Here is a 20449-nt window from a genome sequence, read left to right on the forward strand (position 1 = left end):
CCGCTATCATACCCCGCTAATTAATCCCGCGCAGAACGGAGTACCACAATGACCGCGTTTAGCCTCGCTTACACCCTGCATGTATTGGCCGCCCTGATATGGGTCGGCGGTATGTTTTTCGCCTGGATGATCCTGCGCCCCGCCGCCGTGGCGGCACTTGAAGGCCCTGCCCGGCTCAAGCTGTGGGCAAATGTGTTTCAACGTTTTTTCGTGTGGGTGTGGGTGGCGGTGCTGGTTTTGCCGATCAGCGGCGTCGGCTTGTTGCAACTGCGCTTCAGCGGATTTGAAACCGCACCGCGTTATGTGCAGGTGATGATGGGGTTGTACCTGGTAATGACGGCGCTGTTTATCCGCATCCAGGCGCTGAAGTTCCCGCAGCTGCGCGCGGCGGTGGCAGCCGAAGCTTGGCCGGCGGGTGCGGCTGCACTGGGGCAGATTCGCAAGCTGGTGGGAATTAATTTGATCGTGGGGTTGGTGGTGGTGGCGATTGCTTCGGCTCGGCCGATGTTCTGAGTACAGCTGCAAGCCTGAAGCTTGCAGCTGCGGCTCTTTAGAGCCGCTGAATAGTCACTGTACCCGCAGGCCCCACCGGTCCCGGCTGCCCTTCCAACCCTGGGCGGCCCTTCTCGCCTCCCTCGGTGCGGTACACCAGGCAGCCTTTGGACTCCCCACCTTTGCCCGGCTTGCCGGCCGTACCGGCCAAACCGCCAGCACCGCCATCCACCCAGACCTTGATGTGTTCAGCCGGGAAGTCCTTCGGTAACTCCACGCGGACCTGTGCACCCGCCCCACCCGGCAAGCCATCGCCGCCATTGTCGCCATTGGCACCACGCCCAGCCGAACCCCAGGTGCACCCAGGATCCACGCCATTGGCGCCATCCAGCCCGGCATATCCTTGGGCACCGGCGCCGCCACGGGCATCCACCGACAGTTCTTCAGCCGTCAGCGAGTTGATGCGCAAGGTCAGGTCACGCCCGGCCTTGGCTGGTTTTTCATGGGTACCGGGGGCACCACGCGAAGTGATCTGGCTGCCATGCTCAAGTTGCGCATGCCGCACCTGCAGTTGCAGCGCGGTATTGCCAGGAACCATTGCGATGCGTGCATCGCGGCCCAGGTGCAGTTCATCCACCGTGACCTGGCTGATGGTGGCCGGAATCAGCAAAGTTCCGTAGTCCGCCACGTCCAGGCGCTCCAGTTGCAACACGCTGGTGCTGGAGGGAAGGCGCATCAATGAGTTGGTTTCAACACTGACGCTCTGGGCCAGGGCAACGGGGCTGACCAACAGGGCCAACAGAAAAACCTTACGCATCATGGGGCTCCTGAGTGTTTTCGAATTTTTCTTTGGATGCACAGTAACGACTTCTACAGGCGATTTGCCAGTGAAGGTTCAAAAAACTTGAGAGGGCTGCGATTTAAGCGAGGATCGCCGGCAATGCCCCTGTGGATACCACAGGGGCAAGGGCTGTCAGCGGTTGATCTGGATTTCCGTACGGCGGTTCAAGGCGCGGCCTTCAGCGGTCTTGTTGTCGGCGACCGGATGGCTTTCGCCCGCGCCGGTTACAGACACAAAGGCACTGCGGGGCACACCGGCGCCGACCAGGTAATCGGTGACCGAATGCGCACGTTTTTCCGAGAGTTTCTGGTTGTAGGCGTCTTTACCGACGCTGTCGGTGTGACCACTGACCCGCAGTTGAGCGCTCGGAGCTTCCTGTTTCAGGCGCGTGGCAATGGTGTCGAGTTTGGTTTTATCCGCTGCCGTCAACTTGGCGGAGTCGAACTGGAAGTGCACATCGCGGATCACAATGGTTTCTTCCTTGACCACGACAACCTCCTCAACCACCGCCGCTGGCGGCGCCGGTGGGCAACCATTGGCGTCGACCTGCACGCCTTTCGGCGTGCCCGGGCACTTGTCGCGGCTGTCCGGCACGCCATCGCCATCTTCGTCGCCATCGCCGTGCACCCAGCAATAGGCGCCGGCCATGCCGCCGACCAGCAACGCGCCATAGCCTGCGTAGGCTGAGCTTTCAGTCGCGCCGATCGCTGCACCGGTCACACCGCCGACAGCGGCACAGGTAGGCCAATCGGTTTTTTGCAAGCCTGCGCAACCTGTCAATACTCCGGTTAGCAGAACCAAAGGTAGAGCTGTCCGCATGATGCTCATCTGACTTTCTCCTGAGGGGATCGGCGGGGGCCGATGAGTGGAGTAAAGACCGCTCTTTTCAACTGCGCCACTACGCCACGCCCCCGGATTCATTGAGGATGGCAGCCCACGTAGGACTTTTCGCAACCGCCCGCTCTAGGCCCGCACGCTCAGCCGCGCTAGTCTCTACGGTCCTGATGTGAGGATTTCTGATGACCGCTGGTATTTCTTCCCGTACGCCCCAGCAAGCCTTGGCTGCACTGCTGGATCTGCACCAGCCAAAACGCCTGTTGCTGTTGGGCGCCAGCCAGTTCCCGGCGCTGGATGCATTTAAAGACGCACACCCGGATACCCAGGTGTTTTGCGCCGATCCAGGGCCATTGCCGCAAGCATTGGCGGCACTGCGTTTTGACCTGGCGCTGGTGGTCGATTGCCTGGAGCACCTGTCAAAACCCCAGGGCCTGACCTTGCTCGGCGGCATCCGCAACCTCAACGCCAGCCGCATTGCGGTGCTAGTGGACCTGGGCGCCTGCGGATGGAAGGAAACCGACTTCTTCTCCCTGGCCCTGCAGGCCGGTGAGCGTTTCCAGCGCGATGAACAGGTCCTGACGCTGTTTACCTACGATCTGCTTGACTATAAACAGGTGCCGGACTGGCTCAACGCCCGTTTCTGGGCCAACCCGGAAAACTTTGGAAAGTATTGGTGGTAACCCGATGATCTGACACCTTGCAAGCGTTAGATCCTCATCGTATTAGATGATAGCCCTACATATTCCCAGTCTTAGCTGGTGATTACGGGGCGATCTAATGACCCTGAATCTGTTAAAGCAGCCTTTTTTTCGGCCGTTTTTGCGGGGCTGCCATTGGTATTGTCTTACCTGCCTCGCCTACGTTTTTCAACGGCTTGCTAAGGGTGACTGGCCCGCGGCGCAGCTCGCTACCGATTCACTGCCGCCCAGCCTGCCATACCGGTGCGGCCACCACCCTGCCAGGAACCTGTGGCATACCTGCATCAGCTCGCGGCGGCGATCTCCACGTTCTGCGCCGCCTGGTAGAGAATCTGCCCAACCAGATCGACCTCCGCTTCGCTGATGATCAGCGGCGGCAGGAAGCGAACGGTTGCGCCGTGCCGGCCGCCCAGCTCGACGATCAGGCCACGCTCCAGACAAGCACGTTGTAGCTTGCGCGCCCGCTCGCCATCGGTAGCGGGCTGGCCAAGGGCATCCTGGCTGGCAGGATCGATGATCTCCATGCCCAGCATCAGACCACGGCCGCGCACGTCGCCGATCCAGTCGAACTCGGCCTGCAGCCCGTGCAGCAGCGTCTGCAAGCGTGCTCCGACGTTGCGCACATGGCTGCAGATGCCTTCGCGCTGAATGAAGCGCAAGGTGGCATCGCCTGCGGCCATGGCCAGTTGATTACCTCGGAAAGTGCCGGCATGGGCCCCGGGCTGCCATTGATCCAGCTCGCCCCGATAGACCACCACCGACAGCGGCAGACCACCGCCGATAGCCTTCGACAGCGTCACCACATCAGGGGTGATGGCGCTGCGCTCAAAGGCAAACAGATCGCCGGTGCGCCCGATACCGCATTGGATCTCGTCGAGGATCAGGGGAACACCGTGCTCACGCGTGATCGCCCGCAGCCCCTGCAGCCAGCGATCAGGGGCGCAAATCACCCCGCCCTCGCCCTGCACCGTTTCCAGGATCATGGCCGCCGGCTGGGTCACGCCGCTTTCCGGGTCGGCGAGCAGGTGGCGGATGTAATGCAGACTGGCGTCAATCGCCTGCTCGCCGCGCAGGCCGAACGGGCAACGGTAGTCATGTGGATACGGCAAGAATTGCACCCCCGCCAGCAGGCCACCCAAGGCATTCTTCGGCCCCAGGTTGCCGCTCACAGACAGCGTGCCGAGGGTCATACCGTGATAGGCGCCATGGAACGCCAGGATGCTCTGCCGCCCGGTTGCCGTGCGCGACAGCTTGAGCGCCGCCTCCACTGCGTCCGCCCCCGTGGGGCCACAGAACTGGATGCGCGCGTCCCTGGCGAAGTCGCCAGGCAGCAGATCGAAGACCGTCTCTACGAAGGCATCCTTGATCGGCGTACTCAGATCGAGGGCATGCAGCGGTATGCCCGAGGCCAGGGTCTTCTGGATCGCCTCCACGGTCACCGGGTGATTGTGCCCCAGAGCCAGGGTACCGGCACCGGCCAGGCAATCGATGTACACCTGCCCCCGCGAGTCCTCGACATACACCCCCTGCGCCCGCTTGAGCTCCAGCGGTATGCGCCGTGGGTAGCTGCGCGCATTCGACTCGCGCTGCATTTGCCGCTGCAATGCCGGCGTGCTGTCCAGGCAATAGCGCTGGCTTAGCCCGCTGTGCCGGTACTGGAGTTCGAGCGTGGTGTTGGTGATCGGGGGGATTGCATTCATGAGTGCATCCTCGTGTTGCGCGGATAGCGCGTTATCTGACAACGCTGCCGGAACGTGCGTCATGTAGTGAACGACCAGCCAACTCAGGCGATTCCAAGTTGCTGCTATCGGCTACCGGACAACGCAGCGGGGGGCTGTCGCCCGGCAATACGGAAAACCAGGGGCTGGATGCACAAGGCCTCAGCCGCGATCCTGGGGCTGCATGGCTTGACGCAAGCTCAAAGGCCGCATGTCAGTCCAGAACGACTCGATAAAAGCCAGGCACTCCTCCTTGCTGCCCTGCTTGCCGGCCGCGCGCCAGCCTTGCGGTATCTCCTTGTAATCCGGCCAGATCGAATACTGCTCCTCATCGTTGACTACAACCAGAAATCGCGTTTCAGGACTGTCCAGACTCATGTTCCACTCCGTTTCCACTGAAGATGCGAGCGCTCGCAGGGTAGTTTGAGCTTTGCATGCGAGCGGCCGTAGGATAATACAGTTAATAATAATTATCATTAGACGTTAGCGTGATGCGCTTACACACCCTGGTGTCACAGACAGGGTTAGCCTGCACGCCCCCGGTTTGTTTATACTGATCGCCACCGTTGATAACGAGTCTCAACAGCAAGCGCCTGACTATGCCTCGACCCGCAGCCTCCCTGACCAAGCATTGCGCAATGCCGCCTGACGGTGACACTGGGCCGCGAGGATGATCGCCAGCCTCGCCCCGCTGTTCAGCGGCCCGCTGGCGGACTATGGGGAAAACCTGCAACTGGCCAGTGATCAACAGCAGGCAATTGCCGGCTCGCAATTGTTTCAGCCGGACTATTTCGCCGAGTTCATTCGGGAACTGGCAGCCCGCCATGGCAGCGACGATTTCATGGCGCTGACCTCTATCTGGTCGAAATGGTATTTCTGCTTCATAGCACCCGCCGTGGCGGCCAGCTTGCTCTTGCAGCGCGAGTTGCCTATCGCCCTGAGCGATGTCGGCGTCATCCTCTCGGCCGCGGGAAAGCCGCTTGCCCTGCACCTGCCCCATGAAGGCAGCGTTCTGCCACCCTGCGCGCCCTTCGCGCGCTTCGACGCCTTGATCGAGCGGCATCTGAAACCGGTGATCGAGGTAATGGCCAGCGTCTCGAAAGCCTCGCCACGACTGTTCTGGAGCAACGCCGGCAACCTCTTCGAATTCGCCACTACCCAAATCGAACTGCATCGATTGGCAACGTTCGATTGCGCAGCCCCGGCCAGAACCGTGCTGGAAAGCCGCCTGCGCCCCGATGGCCGGCGTAATCCGCTGTTCGCCCCGGTGTACTACAAGGACGTCGGCGCTAACGAACCGCAGCGGTTACGCCGTATCTGCTGCATTCGCTACCGCCTGCCCGGCATAGGCTATTGCAGCAGTTGCCCACTCGACCGCGACAAAACACCCGAATAAACCGCTCCAAGCGGCTACCTGACCAACTGGAAAGGGTTCTCGCTGGTGTGGTCATAGTCCACCAACTGGCCGTAATCAAGCCGGTAGATGCGATCGGCCACGTCGAAGTAGCGGTCATCGTGAGTGATGGCGATGACCGTTTTTCCGGCCGCCTGCAACTCGGGCAGCAGCTCGTGGTAGAACACGTGGCGGAACACCGGGTCCTGGTCCGCCGCCCATTCGTCGAGCAGCAGCACCTCGCGACCCTCCATCATCAGCAACAGCAGGGCCAGGCGCTTGCGCTGCCCCTGTGAAAGGGCCGTGGTGGACAGGCGTCCATCGACAAACTGCACCTTGTGCGCCAGCCCCAGGCGTTGCAGATAGTGATCGACCCGCTCCTCCAGCCCATCGAGCTGGCCGTTCTCACCGAGCACATCGGCGAACAGATAGAAGTCGGCGAAGATCGCCGCGAAATGCTCGCGGTGCCACTCGCTGTTCGAGACATCCAGCGTCACGCCATTGAGCGCGACCGTCCCCTCGCTAGGCTGGTAGAGCCCGGTCAGCAATTTGGCCAGGGTCGACTTGCCGCTGCCATTGCCGCCGACGATAAAGATCAGTTCGCCACGGCGAACGTGCAGATCGATGGGGCCCAGCTGGAAGGCGAATTCGTCGCTCTGCCCGGGGTAGCGGTATTGCACGTTGCTCAGGCGCAACTCACGGAAAGGCTCGGCGGCCTTCGGCGGCAAGGTGAAGTGCACCGTCTCGCCCAGGGCCAGGTCATCGATGGCCTGCAAGGCCACATGGCCGCGGATCACCGTCGGGACGGCATCGAGGATCATCGAGATCGGCGTACGCAGGAACATGATCGCCAACACGTAGCCCACCACCACCTGCTGGCTCAGCAGCCCGAGGCCCTGACCGAGGAAGAACAGCGTACCGATCAGCAAGAAAACCAGCAGCGACGTCCAGTTCAGGTTGATCGCCCACAGGGTATCGGCGCGTACCGAGGCCTGCAGCGAGGCCTGCGCGATCGGCTCCAGGCGCTGGTTGTACAGCATCTGCCGACGCTCCCGGCTCAAGGCCAGTTCGCAGCGGCCGTTAATGGTCGCCTCGAACTGCTCGGTCAACCGGTCGTCCTGCTGCCGCACCTGCTGCATCAGGCGCTTGACCTTGCGCCCGAGCAGCACGTCGAGCAGCACGCCGAAGGCGATCACCGCCAGGGTCAAGGCGAAGAAGGGCAGGCTCAGCCAGGCCATGTAAGCCAGGCCAGCCAGCAGCAGCAAGCCGTTGTACAGCGAGATCGGCAATTGCTTGAAGGCCGTGGCCACGGTGGTCACGTCCTTGGTCAGCGCGTTGTAGATGCGCGGGCTGCCCAGTCGCTCGATGCGCTCCAGGGCGGTGCCCAGCACCTTGCCCACCAGGCGCAGGCGCAACTGATAGACCAGGCGATGGCCAATCTGCACCAGCAGCCACTGGGCCAGGGTGCCGCTGACGAACAGCAGCAACAGCAGGCCGGCGAACAGCGCCAGCGCCTGGCTCAGGTCATCCAGCCCCTGCTCCAGGCTGCGGTTGATATAGCCGATCAGGCCGATGCTGCTGATCGCACTCAAGGCACTGCACAGCACCGCCAGGAAAATGCGCCAGCGCGCATCATGCAGCAGTTCCTTCAATAACATCATCAGTTCGACACCTTCTCGGCTTGGTGTTGCGGCGCAATGCTTGGCGCCAGCAAAGACAACAGATCCTCACTCAAGCGCGGCTCGGCAAGGATCGCATGATGACCGACATCCAGGCTCCGATCATGCAGCGCCTTGCGCGTGTGCGCCTGCCAGGGTGTACGCAGATCACCGTGGGCATTGCTGCGCCACAACCAGATGGGCACGTCGACCACCGGTAAGGCCTGTTCGTACAGGCGCGTCTTGATCGCCCGGTAGCGCACCATCACGGCCTGCAACTCGGCATCAGCGCCGTGCGATTGCAGATGCTCACGCACCTCGGCGTCGGCCAGCATGCGGGTCACTCCCTCGGCATAATCGCAATCGACCAGTTGCCGGGCCAGACGCTCGCGCAACGTATCGCCAAGCGGCCGCGAACGGCTGCGACACAGGAACACCAGGTCGGCGAGCAACTGGCCACCCTCGTCGCCGTCGCCAGCAAGGCTGCGCTGCGGATCATGATCCACCGTCGCCAAGGCCTTGATGGTGAAGCCGGCTGACTGTAGGTGCGCAATCAACAGCAGCGCCAGGCGAGAAGCCAGGCACCAGCCCAGCACCACCAGCGGCCGCTGCTTGAGCGACTCAGGAATACTCTGTACATAGCGCTGCAGCAGCCTGCCCAGATCCTTGCTTTCCCAACCCTCGCCAAATGCCGCCAGGCCATAAACGGCCTGGTTTTCGCCAAGTTGCTCCACCAACGGTCGGTAGTCTTTCAGGTGGCCCTCCGCGCCATGTACCAGGAGCAAGGCAGGCGCCTCACCGGCCACATCGTTCAGCACCTGCCAGCCCTCGCTACTCGCGCCCTGATCGAGGCTCTGCACCAGTTCGCGCACGGTCTGCCGCTCGAACAGCAGATTAGTTGGCGGGTTGAGCCCCAGTTGCTCGCGAATCAGCGCCACCACCTTGATCGCCGCCAGGGAATGCCCGCCCGTGGCGAAGAAGTTGTCGGTCACGCCGAGATCCTCGACACCCAGCACGCGGCACCAGATTTCCAGCACGGCGCTTTCCAGTTCGCCGACCGGGGCCACCCGCGCACCTTGCAGGCGCTGTCGGGCACGCTCCAGCAGCGCCTGCCGATCGAGTTTGCCATTGCTGTTCAGCGGCAGGGCTTTCACGGCGAAGATGCCGGCGGGCAGCATGTAGTCCGGCAGTTGTTGGGCCAGATCGTCGCGCAGCAGGTTCGCGGTCCGGCTCTGCCCTTGCTCCTCCACGACGAAGGCCAACAGGCGCTCACCATCAAGCAACACCGCCGCCTGCTGCACACCCGGCAGGCCGCGCAACGCCTGTTCGACCTCCGCCAGTTCCAGACGAAAACCGCGAATCTTCACCTGCTGATCATTGCGCCCGAGAATACGCAAGGCGCCATCGGCCTGGCGCAACGCCAGATCACCGGTGCGATACAGGCGTGCGCCAGACCGCAGGTCTTGGCTGAATGCCGAACTGCCGACATCCCCCAGATAGCCACGGCCGACACTGGCCCCGGCCACGCACAACTCACCCGCCTGCCCGCAGGGCACGGGGCGCTGTTGTTCGTCGAGCAGATAGATGCGGTTGTTGCCGAGCACCTGGTTCAAGGCCGTGCCGCTCGCCCCCTGCTCGCTGTCGATGGCCCGCCAGATCACGCCGACCGTGGTTTCGCTCGGCCCGTAGTGGTTGTATAGGCGGCAACCAGACCCTGCCTGTGCCAGCCGCGCCAGCAGGCTCTCGCCCACCGCTTCGCCGCCAAGCACCAGCACCTGACGCGGCAGCACACCCTCCAGCGGATGCTCGCCGATCAATGCCTCGAGGTGCGATGGAACGATCTTCAGCACATCCAGCGGATGATCGCGCAGCTCCTCGGCGAAGGCCTGCGCATCGGTGACGCTGGCCTGGCTCAGCAGGTGCACGCAGCCCCCCTGCAGCCAGGCCGGGTACAACACGGTATTGCCCAGGTCGGCGAGCAGCGACGACACCAGCCCGTAGTGAGCACCTGCCGGCAGATCCAGCGCGTGAGTGATCTGGCTCGCGTAGTGGCGTAGCTGCCCCTGCTCGATCTGCACGCCCTTGGGCTTGCCGCTGGTGCCCGAGGTGTAAAGCACATAGGCCAGGTGCTGCGGCGCGCTGGCCACAGGCGCAGCGAGTGGTGCAGCGCTGCTGGCCTTCGACCAGGCCAGGCTGGGCACCTCGCAGACCAGGTTCGACTCATCCAGATGCAGCAGAACAGCAGGTTTGGAATCCTCGAGAATGCTGGCCAGACGCAGCGGTGGCAGCGCCGGGTCCAGCGGCAGATAGGCCGCGCCTGCCTTGAAGCAGGCCAGCATGGCGACCAGCATCTGCGCGCCACGCGGCAGCAGCAGCGCCACCACCTGGTCAGGGCCAACGCCGGCCTGCTGCAAACTGCCGGCCACCCGTTCGCTCAGCTCATCCACCTCGGCATAGGACAACAGCTGCCGGCCATCGCGCAGCGCCGGGCTGGCCGGCTGGTGGCGCGCATGGGCACGGAATCGCTCGACGATATCGACGTCCGCTGGCAGTTCCCCGCCAGTCGCTGTGGGTTGCGCCTCCTCCGTCAGCACGGTATCCAGGCCGTCCAGCGGCGCTTGCGGCGCCTGCAGCAGTTGGCCGATCCAGTGCACGTAACGGCGCAGCAAGAGCTGCATCTGCTCACGGCGATACAACCCGGTGTCGTACACCAGCGCCAACTGGCCCTGGCCGGACTCATCCAGCAGCCAGTGCAGTTGCAGTTCCACCGGTGTGTCGAAGGACAAGGCCTGCAGCGCCTGTACCTCGGCCAGATGCTGCACGCGCAGCCCGGCCTGATAGCTGGCGCGCCACTCCGGCAGCAACTCGGCCTGGCCGAGGTACTCCTGCCAGAGCACGGCGCTTTCCAGTTGCCGGGCCAGTTGCCGGGCCAGGCTGACCCAACTGGCGTGCTCGGACAAATGCACCTGCATGGGCAGCGTTTGCTCGAACAGCCCGTAGGCGCCCTGCAGTTCCTCATAGTCGTCACGCGGGTCGTGCTGCAGGCCCAACTGCGCATGGCGCTGACCGTTCAGGCGGCCGAGCAAGGCGCCCCAGGCTGCCAGGGCGAGTGGTTCGATGGCCAAAGCCTCGCTCCCGGCCAGGGCCTGCATGGCACTGCACAGTGCGGGTTCGAGCGCCTGCTGCACGCAGCCACGGGCACCGCTGGCCATGCCATAGCGTTCGATCAGGCGCAGCCCCGGCACCTCCTGCAGGGCCAGGTTGCGCCAGAACTGCGCGCCCTGCTCGGCGTCCTCGTCCAGTTGCAGGCCGGCGATCCACTCGGCGTAGTCGCTGTACTGCATCGGCTCGGCCTCCAGTGCCGCGCCCTGCCCCAGCAGCTCACGGCGCAGTTGCTCGAGGCTGTGCAGATCCAGCGAGCAGGCCGGCAGCGCCAGCCATAGCTGCTCGTCGCGCCACCAGGCCAGCAGGTCGGGCTGCTGCGCCTGGCACTGGGCCTGGGCGTCGCGCTGCCAGGCCGCCGCATCGGTGCCGGCACCCGCCTGGTGCCAGTCCAGGCGCAACTCGCCCGGCTCGGCCACGCGCTGGCGCAGGCCAGTGGCGCCGAGCGGGCGCTGATAGCGCAGGCGCAGCGCATCGTGTTGGCCCAAGGCGTCACGCAGGCGCTGTTCGACCCGCTCTGGAGCAACGCCGGCGAGCGTCATGCGCACCCAGCGGTACGCCTGCGGGTTGGCCTCGGCCAATTGCTTCTGGGCCGGGGAAAGAGGCAGGCCAAGATCCATCATGGGGTCATCTCCAGAGCGTTTTCCTCAGCCGTAGCCGGTGCGGCCGCGACCTGATCGCGGCGATAGATGTCGCCCATGGCGACGACGATGCGCCGCTCGCCCTCGAAGGGGTCGCGGGCATGGGCGGCGAGCATGTTGTCGAGCATCACCACATCGCCGCGCTGCCAGTCGAAGCGCACCGCACAACGCTCGTAAGCGGCACTGATCGCCTCGATGGCGGCCTCTTCCAGTTCGCTGCCATCACCGTAGAACACCTGCCGGGGCATGACGCTATCGCGCCCCTTGAGGAACTGCTCACGGATATCGGCATCGAGAAACGCCGGATGGTAGAGCTGGATCTGGTTGAAGAAGCTGGCATCGCCGGTCAGCGGGTGGAGGATCACCGCCGGGCACACCTGACGCGTATGCAATTCGTTGGCGCCGCGCCACTCGAACTCGATCCCGCCCTCATGGCAGATGCGCTCGGCCTCGGCACGCTCCTCAGTCTGGAAGAAGTGCTGCCAGCTGACATCCAGGCTGGCGCTGAAATTGCGCACGTACATCAGTTGCTTGCGACGCAGCTTGACCTGCAGCCAAGCCGGCAGCTCGCGGTACACCTCACGGCTGTCGACGATGGGCGTGGCCCCGCCGCTGGTGGCCGGCGTCTCGCAATAGAACCACTGCCGGCGCGGCCAGCGATGCTGGTGAGCGCTCTCGTTGTGGAACATGATCATGCGGTCCTTCGGATAGGGCGTGGACTTGTAGATCTTGTTGCCGCCCTCCTTCTTCGGCAGATCGCCGTACTGGCCGTACAGCTCCGGGCACAGCGCCTGGCAGAACTGCTCGAAGTCCGCCGGGGTCGGCAGATCGAAACCACGGAAGATAATCCCGCCGTGCTCGCGCAGCCAGCCTTCCACCTGCTCGCGATTGCTCTCGGCCCACACGGCGGGGGCCAGCTCGCGCTCGCGCAGTTGCACCAGCAGGGGGAAGCTGGAGCCGGCACGCAGCGGCCGGGTTTCGATCGGTGTGGCCGCGGCAGCCGGGCCATTCTGGCGCAGCTTGCCGAGCTTGCTCATCTTGCGTTGCAGCGGGTTGTCCGTGGTGGTGGACATGGCAGCGGCTCCCTTGGAAGGCAGAGGTAAGGCATCGATGGGGCTGTCCGGCGCACCCAGCGCAGCATCGAGCAGCGCCAGGAAGCTGTCGCGCAAACGCTCGATGGTGGCTGGGCGGAACAGGCTGGTGCGGTACACCCAGCGCAGGCTGAGGGCATCGCCGTCGGGGGTGGCGAACAGCGCCATGTCGAACTTGGAGTGTTGTTGTTCACGGCTCACCGGCGTGACCTCGAGGTTGCCGAGGCGGCGCGGCTGACGCGGCGTGTTGTCCAGTACGAAAAGGGTCTGCAGCAGCGGATGCTGGTTGGCCCCACGCGGCAGGTCGAGACATTCCACCACCTGCTCGAACGGTGTGTCCTGCCAGGCGAAGGCATCCAGGCAGACATCGCGCACCAATGCCGCCTGCTCACGGAAGCTCAGCTCCGGTTGCAGGCGAATGCGCAACGCCAGCAGGTTGACGAAGAAGCCGATCAGCGCCTCGGTAGCCGGGTGTTCGCGGTTGGCCACGTCGGTGCCGATGACCAGGTCGCGGCCCTGGGTTTCGCGCTGCAGCACGGCGGCATAGACGGTCAGCAGCAACATGAACAGCGACAAGCCGCTGTCACGCTGCAAGGCCTCCAGGCGTGCCAGCGTCGCCGCTGGCAACTGGAAGTCCAAGGCCGCACCACCACCGCTATCGCGCTCGCCGCGTGGGAAGTCGAACGGCAACGGCACCTGGCTCGGTACGCCGGCGAGGGTACGTTGCCAGAACTGCTGGCCCTGTCGCTGACGGGCGCGCAGCGCCGCTGAAACCTGCCAGGCGGCATAGTCGACGTACTGGATCGCCAGTTCGCGCTCCACGGGCAGCCGGCCCTGGCTGTAGGCCTCGTAGCCTTCGACCAGCTCACCGATCAGCACCGAGCCGGACCAGCCGTCGGAGGCGATATGGTGCAGCACCAGTTGCAGCACATGCTCCTGCTCGCCCAGGCGATACAGCACCGCGCGCAGCGGCGCCTCAACGCTCAGGTCGAACGGGCGCGCGGCCATTTCATGTTCAGCCTGCGCCCACTGCGCCTGGCTCAGGGTCGCCAGTTGCAGCGTCAACACAGAATCCGCCTGGATGCGCTGGCGCGCCTCGCCCTGCTGCTGATGGTAGGTGGTGCGCAGGATCGCATGGCGCCGTATCACACGCTGCAAGGCCCGCTGCAACGCCTGGGTATCAAGGGCGCCACGCAGGCGCACGTTGCTGCTCATGTTGAAGCTGCTGTCGCTCGGCTGCAGTTGCTGCATCAGCCAGACCCGTTGCTGCGCAGGCGACAGCGGCTGGTCGATGTGCTGATCGACCCGCGCGATGCTCAATCCAGCCGAGTCGATGGCGGTGGCCTGAGTGTCCAGGCGCGCCGCCAGCTCCGTCAGCGAAGGCGTCTCGAACAGCCAGCGCAGCGGCACCTCGAAGCCCTGCTCGCGCAGCCGCGAACGCACCTGCGCGGCCATCAGCGAGTGCCCGCCGAGCTGGAAGAAATGCCCATCGAGCGGCACCTGCTCAAGTTGCAGCACCTGGCCCCAGATCTCGCTCAGCAGGGCCTCGCTGGCGCTCATTGGCCGCTGCGCGCTGCCTGCTGCCGCCTGCTGCTGGTTGCGCAATTGCGGCAATTGCTGGCGATCCACCTTGCCGTTGCTGTTGAGCGGCAATGCCGGCAGCGCTTGCAGATGAGTTGGCAGCATATACACCGGCAGACGTGCCTGCAGATGTTCACGCAGCTCGTCTGCGCTCGGCTCGCCAGCCAGACTGGCAACCCAGAACGCGGCCAGGTGCTCACCCTGCACCGCCACCACCGCCTGGGCGACCCCCGGGTGACCGAGCAGCGCCGCCTCGATCTCGCCCAGCTCGATACGGAAGCCGCGCAGCTTGATCTGATCGTCGCTGCGGCCCAGGTAATACAACTGCCCATCGGCCTGCCAGCGGGCCACATCGCCGGTGCGGTACAGGCGCCCGCCAGCGCCGCCGAACGGGTCGGCGATGAAACGCTCGGCGCTCAGCGCCGGCTGCCCGGCATAACCACGGGCCAGCCCAAGGCCTGCGATATACAACTCGCCGGCACGGCCTGGCGGAACCTCACAGAGAAACTCGTCGAGCACATGGCAGCGCGTGTTGAGCAGCGGCCGGCCAATCGGCACCACCGGCTGATGCAGCTCCTCCACCGACGTCTGGGTCGACCAGACGCTGGTTTCGGTCGGCCCGTAGACGTTGATCAGGCAGCCGACGAGCTGCTTCAGCTCGCTGGCCATTTCCGCCGCCAGGGCCTCGCCGCCGGCCAGGGCGACCCGCCCGGCCAGCACCTGGCGATCGCCCTGCAACAGCATGGCCCAGGTCGCCGGGGTGGCCTGGATCAGCTCCACCGCCCGCTCACGGATCAACTGCGCCAGCAGCAGCGGGTCCTGGCGTTGCTCGTCATCGGCGAGCACCACGCTACCACCGCGCACCAACGGCAGGCACAGTTCCAGGCCGCTGATATCGAAGGTCACGGTGGTCAGCGCCAGGTAGCGCTGCACGCCGTCCAGCGGCAAGGCGCGCTCCATCGCCAGCAGGAAGTTGGCAAAGTTGCCCCGGCTGATCTGCACGCCCTTGGGCTGCCCGGTGGAGCCGGAGGTGTAGAGCGTGTAGGCCAGCTGCTGCAGGTGCCTCGGCAGCGCCGGTGCATCGGTCGGCTGCGCCTGTAACGCCAGGTCCTGCCAGAGCTGACAGCGCACCGTGGCCGGGAAACGCTCATCCTGAAGGTCGCACAGCAGCAGATGCGGCCGTGCCCGCTGCACGATGGCCGCCTGCCGCGCAGGCGGATGGCTCGGATCGAGCGGCAGGTACTGCGCCCCGGCCTTCTGGATGCCCAGCAGGCAGACCAGCAGGCGCTCGTCGCGCGGCAGGCAGAAGGCGATCGTGGACTCCGCCGTCACACCTTGCGCCAACAACCAGTGCGCAAGCTGGTTGGCCTGTGCCTGCAACTGCCCGTAGCTCAGTTGTCGATCGCGGCAGAACACCGCGGTGCGCTCGGGATGCAAGGCGGCCTGAACCTCGAAGCGGGTCACGAAATCCGCCTCGATGTCCAGCTCGGCAGCTTCGCCCGCGCTGTGCAGGCGTTGTACCGAGGGCAGTGGCAGCGCCAGCAGCGGCTGGTGCAGATCGAGATGCGCCAAGCTGGCCAGCACGCCCAGGTAGTCGTCCACCAGGCACTGGATGCGGGCCGGGTCGAACAGCGCGGTGGCGTACTCGACTATCAGTTGGCTGCTGGCCTCATCGCCGCGGCCCTGGCTGAACAGGTTGAAGGTCAGGTCGAACTTGGCGCTGATCGCCCCCTGCGGCAATGCCAGGGGCGCTACCGTGACGCCCGGCAGTTGCAGATTGCGCTCGCCGAGGTGATCGACCTGGTAGTTGAACATGGCCTGGAACAATGGCGTGCGGTCTAGGCTGCGCTCGACATCGAGCACGTCGAGCAGGCGCTCGAACGGCAATTGCTCATGGGCCCGATCATCCGCCAGGCGCTGGCCAAGGCGCTGCAGAAAATGCTCCAGGCTTTCCAGCTCATCAAGCTGCACGCGGTAGACCAGGGTGTTGACGAACAGACCGACCAGCGCCTGGCTGTCCGCAGCCTCACGCCCGGACACCGGCAGGCCGATGGCGAAATCGCGGCGCCCGGCGTGTTTCCAGAGCAGCAGTTGCTGCGCGGCGAAATACAGCACGAAGGGGGTCATCCCAAGCTGCTTGGCACGGGCCGCGATTGCCGAGGTCAGCTCGCCTGGCAACGGGAACTGCTCTCGCGCGCCGGCATACGCCTGCAGTGCCGGGCGCGGGCTTTCGCTGAGGGCCAGCGGCTCGTCACTCAAGCCCTGCAGGCGCTGCTGCCAGTAATCAAGCAGTACCTGGCCGGCCTCCCCTTCCAGCGCCTTGCGCTGCGCTTCGATCACTTGCAAAAGGCCCGTTCTGGGCGCGGGCTGACGGCCCTCGTAGAGAGCGGCCAGATCCTGCACCAGCAGCCCCATGGACCAGCCGTCCACGGCGATATGGTGGGCGTTGAACAGCAGGCGATAGTCGTCTTCAGCGAACTGGAACAGGTCGATGGCCACCAGCGGCCCATGGGCCAGGTCGAAAACCCGCTGCGCGGCCAGGGCAATCGCTGTCTCCCGCGCATCTGCCGGCGATGCGCGCAGATCGTGCAGGGCGAAGCTGGCCTCGGGCGCCTCCACCAGGCGCTGACGCACCTGCCCGTTGTCCTCGAAGAAACGGCAACGCAGGGCTTCGTGACGTTCGATCAGGCTCAGGCAGGCGCTGCGCAGGCGTGGCACGTGCAGTTCACCCTGCAAGACCAGCAGTTGCGTGACGTTGTAGGCGGTGGTGTCGGGTTCGAGCTGCTGCATGAACCACAGCCGCTCCTGGGCATGGGACAGCCGCGCCACCGCGCTGGCCAACGCTGGCGACGCCTCTGCCCGCTCGCTGCGGGTGGCAGGCGCCGGCTCCAGCGCGGCCGCCAGTTGCCGCGGCGTGGGGTTTTCCAGCAACTGGCGCGGCATCAGGCGCAGGTCGGCCTGGCGCAGCCGGGCGATCAGTTGCAAGCTGAGAATCGAATCGCCACCAGCGGCGAAGAAGTCATCGTCCAGCCCCAGTTGCGGCTGGCCCAGCAGTTCTCGGAAGGCCGCCAGAATACTGGCCAGACGCGGCTGCGCGCGGCAGTCGGCACTTGCTGCCATGGCCGCCAGGGTCGGCTGTTCCAGCACGTCGCGCGGCTGCAGCCGGAGCCCTTCGCGCGCGGCCAGGCCGATCAGTTGCAAGCTGAGAATCGAATCGCCGCCGAGGGCGAAGAAATCGTCCTGGCGAGTGACCGCGGCGCAGCCGAGCACCTGGCACCACAGCCGGGCCAGCAATTGCTCGCTGACGCTCTGGGGCGCCTGTCCGCCCTCGTCCACCGCCACGTTAGTTTCAGGCTCGGGCAAGGCGCGGCGATCGAGCTTGCCATTGGCGGTCAGCGGCAAGGCGTCCAGGCTCGACCAGTACGCCGGCTGCAGCGGTTCGGGCAGTTGCGCCCGGGCCTGCGCCTGGATGGCGCTCAGTTCGTCCGGGGTCAGGCGCGGCGCGAGATAGGCCACCAGTTGCATGCGCCCCTGAATCTCGCGTGCCAGCACAGCGGCTTCGCGTACCAGCGATTGCCCGCTCAGCCAGGTACTGACCTCACCGGGCTCGACGCGGAAACCGCGAATCTTCACCTGATCGTCCTGGCGCCCGAGGAACGCCAGACGCCCATGGTGATCCAGGCGTACCCGATCACCGCTGCGGTAGAAACGCCGCCCTGCGTCATCGATAAAGGCGACGGCAGTGGCTTGCGGCTGGCCAAGGTAGCCCAGCGCGACCTGGGGGCCGCCGATCAGCAACTCGCCCGCCACGCCGCGCGGCACGGGCTGGCCCGCCGCATCGACGATACGCAGCTCGGCACCGGCCAATGGCTGGCCCAGCGGCAGGTAAGCGCCCTGCCCGGCCTCCGTCACCTCGCCACAGACCACACCGACGGTGGTTTCCGACGGGCCGTAGTGGTTGAACACGCGCAGCTCCGGCGCCAGTTCGCGGATGCGGGCAAACAGCGCCGCATCGAAGCCCTCACCGCCCAGGATCAGCAACTGCCGCGGCAGTACCCGCCGGGCATCGTCCAGCGCCAGCAGGCCACGCAAATGCGAGGGGGCGATCTTCAGGCAGTCCACGGGATGTTGGGCCAGGAAATCGGCCCAGCCTGGTGGATCGAAGGCCAGGGCGGCCTCCGGCAGGATCAGCGAATCACCTGAGTGCAAGGCGGCGAAGACGCAGGTCAGGCCGAGGTCGGCGGCGACCGTGGCCAGGGTCGCCCAACGGCTGCTGGCGCTGGCCTGCAGGCGCTGACTGACGGCGGCGGCGTAATGCGCCAGGTTGGCATGGCTGACCAGCACGCCCTTGGGCTGGCCGGTGGAGCCCGAGGTGTAGATCAGGTACGCGGCCTGCTCGGGCTGGCTAAGGCTGGGCACAGGCTGGCACGGTGCGGGTGCGGCGAGATCAGCGGCGCTCAGTTGCAGACGCGCGACCGCGCCGTTCAGCGCTGGCGCCTCGGCCAGGGTCAGCAGCAGGCTCGCCGCGCTGCTTTCAAGCAGTTGCTGCAAGCGCTGCACGGGCTGCGCCGGGTCGAGGAACAGGCAGGTCGCACCACGTTGCCAGCAGGCCAACATCGCCAGCACCTGCTCGGCGCTGCGCGGCATGCATAGGGCGACTACCTGACCGGGGCCGACGCTCTGCTCGGCCAGGCGCAGCGCCAGTGCCTGCACGGCATTGGCCAGATCGCCATAGGCCAGCGACTGCCGCGTATCGCACAAGGCGGGCGCTTGCGGCGTGCGCGCGGCCCACTGCTGCACCTGTCGATCCAGCGGCTCAGGGCTGGCGCCCAGCGCGGGGCCATGCAGTTCGCTGCCCGGCGAGGCCAGCCGCAGTGCCGACAACCGCTGTCCGGGATTGACTGATGCCTCCTGCAGGATGGCCTGCAGATCGTCGAGCAGTTGCTCGATGGTGGCCGCCTCGAACAGCTCGTCGCTGTATTCCAGCTCGCAGCGCAGGCGCTGGTCGGCGCAACGCAGCAGACGCAGAGTGAGATCGAAACGGGCATGACGCTGCGGCGGGTCGAGCACCTCGACGCTTACCCCCGGCAGGCTCAGGGTGCGGCTTTCCGGTAATTCGACCTGCACGAACATGGCCTGGAACAACGGGCTGGAACGCGGCCGATCGAGGGCTTCGAGGATCTTTTCATACGGCAGGGTCTGCTGGTCGAACGCCGCCGCCACGCTGTCGCGGGTGCGCAGCAGGGCGCTGCGAAAGTCCGGGTCGTCCTCCAGGCGCTGGCGAATCACCAGGGTGTTGAGCAGCGGCCCGATCAGCGGCGCCAGTTCGGGGCGATCGCGTTGCGCCACCGAAGTACCCAGGCACAGGTCACGCTCGCCGCTGTAACGCGCCAGCAGGCAGGCAAAGGCGGTCAGGCCAAAGATGTACAGGGTCACGCCCTGCTCGCGGATGGCCCCATCCACCTGCGCCGACAAGTCAGCCGGCAATTCGCGCACCCGTACCGCGCCGCTATGGCGGCGCTGGTTGGCGGGCGGACGCGGATGATCGCAGGGCAAGGCCAGCGGCCCGGGCGCATCAGCCAACTGGCTGCGCCAGTAATCGAGCTGCTGGCCGCAGGCGTCGCTGGTCAGCCACTCGTGCTCCCAGGCGGCATAGTCGGCGTACTGGATGTCGAGCGGCGGCAACTGGGCTGGCGCGCCCAGGCTCAGGGCACGGTAGCCCTCGGCCAACTCGCGGGTCAGTTGCTGGGCCGACCAGGCGTCGTAGGCGACGTGGTGGATGGTGAAGAACAGCCAGGTGCTGCCCTGCTCGGCATCGCTGAACGCGCGCCAGCGCCAGGGCTCCTCGCGGCTCAGGTCGAAGGGCTCGGCCAGTTGCCGGGCGTACTCGTCGGCGCACCATTGCTGCGGGTCGGCAAGCGCCTCGCGGGGTAGCGGCTCGACCGCCGGCAGGCCCGCCGTCCAGGGCTCGCAGTGCGCCTGCAAGCGGCCTCGGGCATCGGCCACGTAGCGAGTGCGCAGGATCGTGTGCCGCTCCACCAGTTGCTGCATGGCCTGCTGCAGGCACGCCAGGTCCAGACGGCCGTCGAAGCGCAGCACCGAGCAGAGGTTGTACAGCGCACGGCTGCTCAGGGCCTCGGCCGAGAGAAAACGCAGTTGCGCATGGGCCAGCGGCACCGCTGCACCCTCCCTGCCAGCGGCCGGGACGATGGGCAGGCGCCAGCTATCGATGCCCTTCTCGGCCAGGCGCTGGCGGAACAGCTGCTTCTTGTCCGCCGGCAGTGAGGCCAGGCGCTGGGCGATCTCGACAAAGGCCTGTTGGTTGGTCGCATTCATC

10 protein-coding genes are annotated in these 20449 nt (G+C 65.5%); 3 read left to right on the forward strand and 7 right to left on the reverse strand.

The annotated features are described in order from the left end of the window. Positions 1 to 48 precede the first annotated feature (48 nt). The gene (locus tag HDC32_RS13760; RefSeq protein WP_131697214.1) at positions 49 to 513 is read left to right on the forward strand and encodes a CopD family protein; all 465 of its coding nucleotides are present in this window, start codon (positions 49 to 51) and stop codon (positions 511 to 513) included. A 37-nt stretch (positions 514 to 550) separates the two neighbouring features. Here the strand turns inward: HDC32_RS13760 and HDC32_RS13765 are convergent, their stop codons facing one another. Together HDC32_RS13765 and HDC32_RS13770 are read right to left on the reverse strand one after the other, a co-directional pair. Further along, positions 551 to 1309 (reverse strand): collagen-like protein, encoded by a 759-nt coding sequence (locus tag HDC32_RS13765; protein WP_131697215.1) that lies wholly within the window; start codon positions 1307 to 1309, stop codon positions 551 to 553. A gap of 156 nt (positions 1310 to 1465) precedes the next feature. After that, positions 1466 to 2161: an OmpA family protein gene (locus HDC32_RS13770; protein ID WP_131697216.1), complete on the reverse strand. Its 696-nt coding sequence runs from the start codon at positions 2159 to 2161 to the stop codon at positions 1466 to 1468. A gap of 191 nt (positions 2162 to 2352) precedes the next feature. Here HDC32_RS13770 and HDC32_RS13775 point away from each other — a divergent pair, with 191 nt between their 5' ends. Further along, positions 2353 to 2850 carry a DUF6231 family protein gene (locus tag HDC32_RS13775; RefSeq protein WP_131697217.1) on the forward strand — a complete coding sequence of 166 codons (498 nt, stop codon included), beginning with the start codon at positions 2353 to 2355 and terminating at the stop codon, positions 2848 to 2850. A 302-nt stretch (positions 2851 to 3152) separates the two neighbouring features. Here HDC32_RS13775 and HDC32_RS13780 read toward each other — a convergent pair whose 3' ends face one another. Both HDC32_RS13780 and HDC32_RS13785 read right to left on the reverse strand, forming a co-directional pair. Continuing rightward, positions 3153 to 4568, reverse strand: coding sequence for a diaminobutyrate--2-oxoglutarate transaminase (locus HDC32_RS13780; RefSeq protein WP_184744435.1), 1416 nt, complete (start codon positions 4566 to 4568; stop codon positions 3153 to 3155). Between the two features lie 180 nt (positions 4569 to 4748). Beyond that, complete coding sequence (locus HDC32_RS13785; RefSeq protein WP_131697219.1) at positions 4749 to 4964, reverse strand: MbtH family NRPS accessory protein; 216 nt, start codon at positions 4962 to 4964, stop codon at positions 4749 to 4751. Positions 4965 to 5256: 292 nt separating this feature from the next. Between HDC32_RS13785 and fhuF the strand changes: the two genes are divergently transcribed. Further along, positions 5257 to 5982, forward strand: a complete 726-nt coding sequence (gene fhuF / locus HDC32_RS13790) for a siderophore-iron reductase FhuF (protein ID WP_145334998.1) — start codon at positions 5257 to 5259, stop codon at positions 5980 to 5982. A gap of 14 nt (positions 5983 to 5996) precedes the next feature. Here the strand turns inward: fhuF and HDC32_RS13795 are convergent, their stop codons facing one another. From HDC32_RS13795 to HDC32_RS13805, 3 genes are read right to left on the reverse strand one after another with little or no spacing between them, the layout of a single operon-like run. Then, the gene (locus tag HDC32_RS13795) at positions 5997 to 7640 is read right to left on the reverse strand and encodes a cyclic peptide export ABC transporter (protein WP_131697221.1); all 1644 of its coding nucleotides are present in this window, start codon (positions 7638 to 7640) and stop codon (positions 5997 to 5999) included. Next, on the reverse strand, positions 7640 to 11422 hold the full coding sequence (locus HDC32_RS13800) for a non-ribosomal peptide synthetase (protein ID WP_184744437.1): 3783 nt from the start codon (positions 11420 to 11422) through the stop codon (positions 7640 to 7642). The genes HDC32_RS13795 and HDC32_RS13800 overlap by 1 nt, the downstream gene beginning before the upstream one ends. After that, a complete protein-coding gene (locus tag HDC32_RS13805; protein WP_184744439.1) occupies positions 11419 to 20448 on the reverse strand; it encodes a non-ribosomal peptide synthetase in 9030 nt (3009 codons plus the stop codon). Before HDC32_RS13805 ends, HDC32_RS13800 begins: the two co-directional genes overlap by 4 nt. Position 20449: the final 1 nt, after the last annotated feature.

The sequence above is a fragment of the Pseudomonas sp. JAI120 genome, from assembly GCF_014207255.1.
Lineage (GTDB): Bacteria > Pseudomonadota > Gammaproteobacteria > Pseudomonadales > Pseudomonadaceae > Aquipseudomonas.

Bases quoted from the DNA above. Each gene is read 5' to 3' on its own strand.
- HDC32_RS13760 (WP_131697214.1), top strand. From the start codon at position 49: ATGACCGCGTTTAGCCTCGCTTACACCCTGCATGTATTGGCCGCCCTG.
- HDC32_RS13765 (WP_131697215.1), bottom strand. From the start codon at position 1,309: ATGCGTAAGGTTTTTCTGTTGGCCCTGTTGGTCAGCCCCGTTGCCCTG.
- HDC32_RS13770 (WP_131697216.1), bottom strand. From the start codon at position 2,161: ATGAGCATCATGCGGACAGCTCTACCTTTGGTTCTGCTAACCGGAGTA.
- HDC32_RS13775 (WP_131697217.1), top strand. From the start codon at position 2,353: ATGACCGCTGGTATTTCTTCCCGTACGCCCCAGCAAGCCTTGGCTGCA.
- HDC32_RS13780 (WP_184744435.1), bottom strand. From the start codon at position 4,568: ATGAATGCAATCCCCCCGATCACCAACACCACGCTCGAACTCCAGTAC.
- HDC32_RS13785 (WP_131697219.1), bottom strand. From the start codon at position 4,964: ATGAGTCTGGACAGTCCTGAAACGCGATTTCTGGTTGTAGTCAACGAT.
- fhuF (WP_145334998.1), top strand. From the start codon at position 5,257: ATGATCGCCAGCCTCGCCCCGCTGTTCAGCGGCCCGCTGGCGGACTAT.
- HDC32_RS13795 (WP_131697221.1), bottom strand. From the start codon at position 7,640: ATGATGTTATTGAAGGAACTGCTGCATGATGCGCGCTGGCGCATTTTC.
- HDC32_RS13800 (WP_184744437.1), bottom strand. From the start codon at position 11,422: ATGATGGATCTTGGCCTGCCTCTTTCCCCGGCCCAGAAGCAATTGGCC.
- HDC32_RS13805 (WP_184744439.1), bottom strand. From the start codon at position 20,448: ATGAATGCGACCAACCAACAGGCCTTTGTCGAGATCGCCCAGCGCCTG.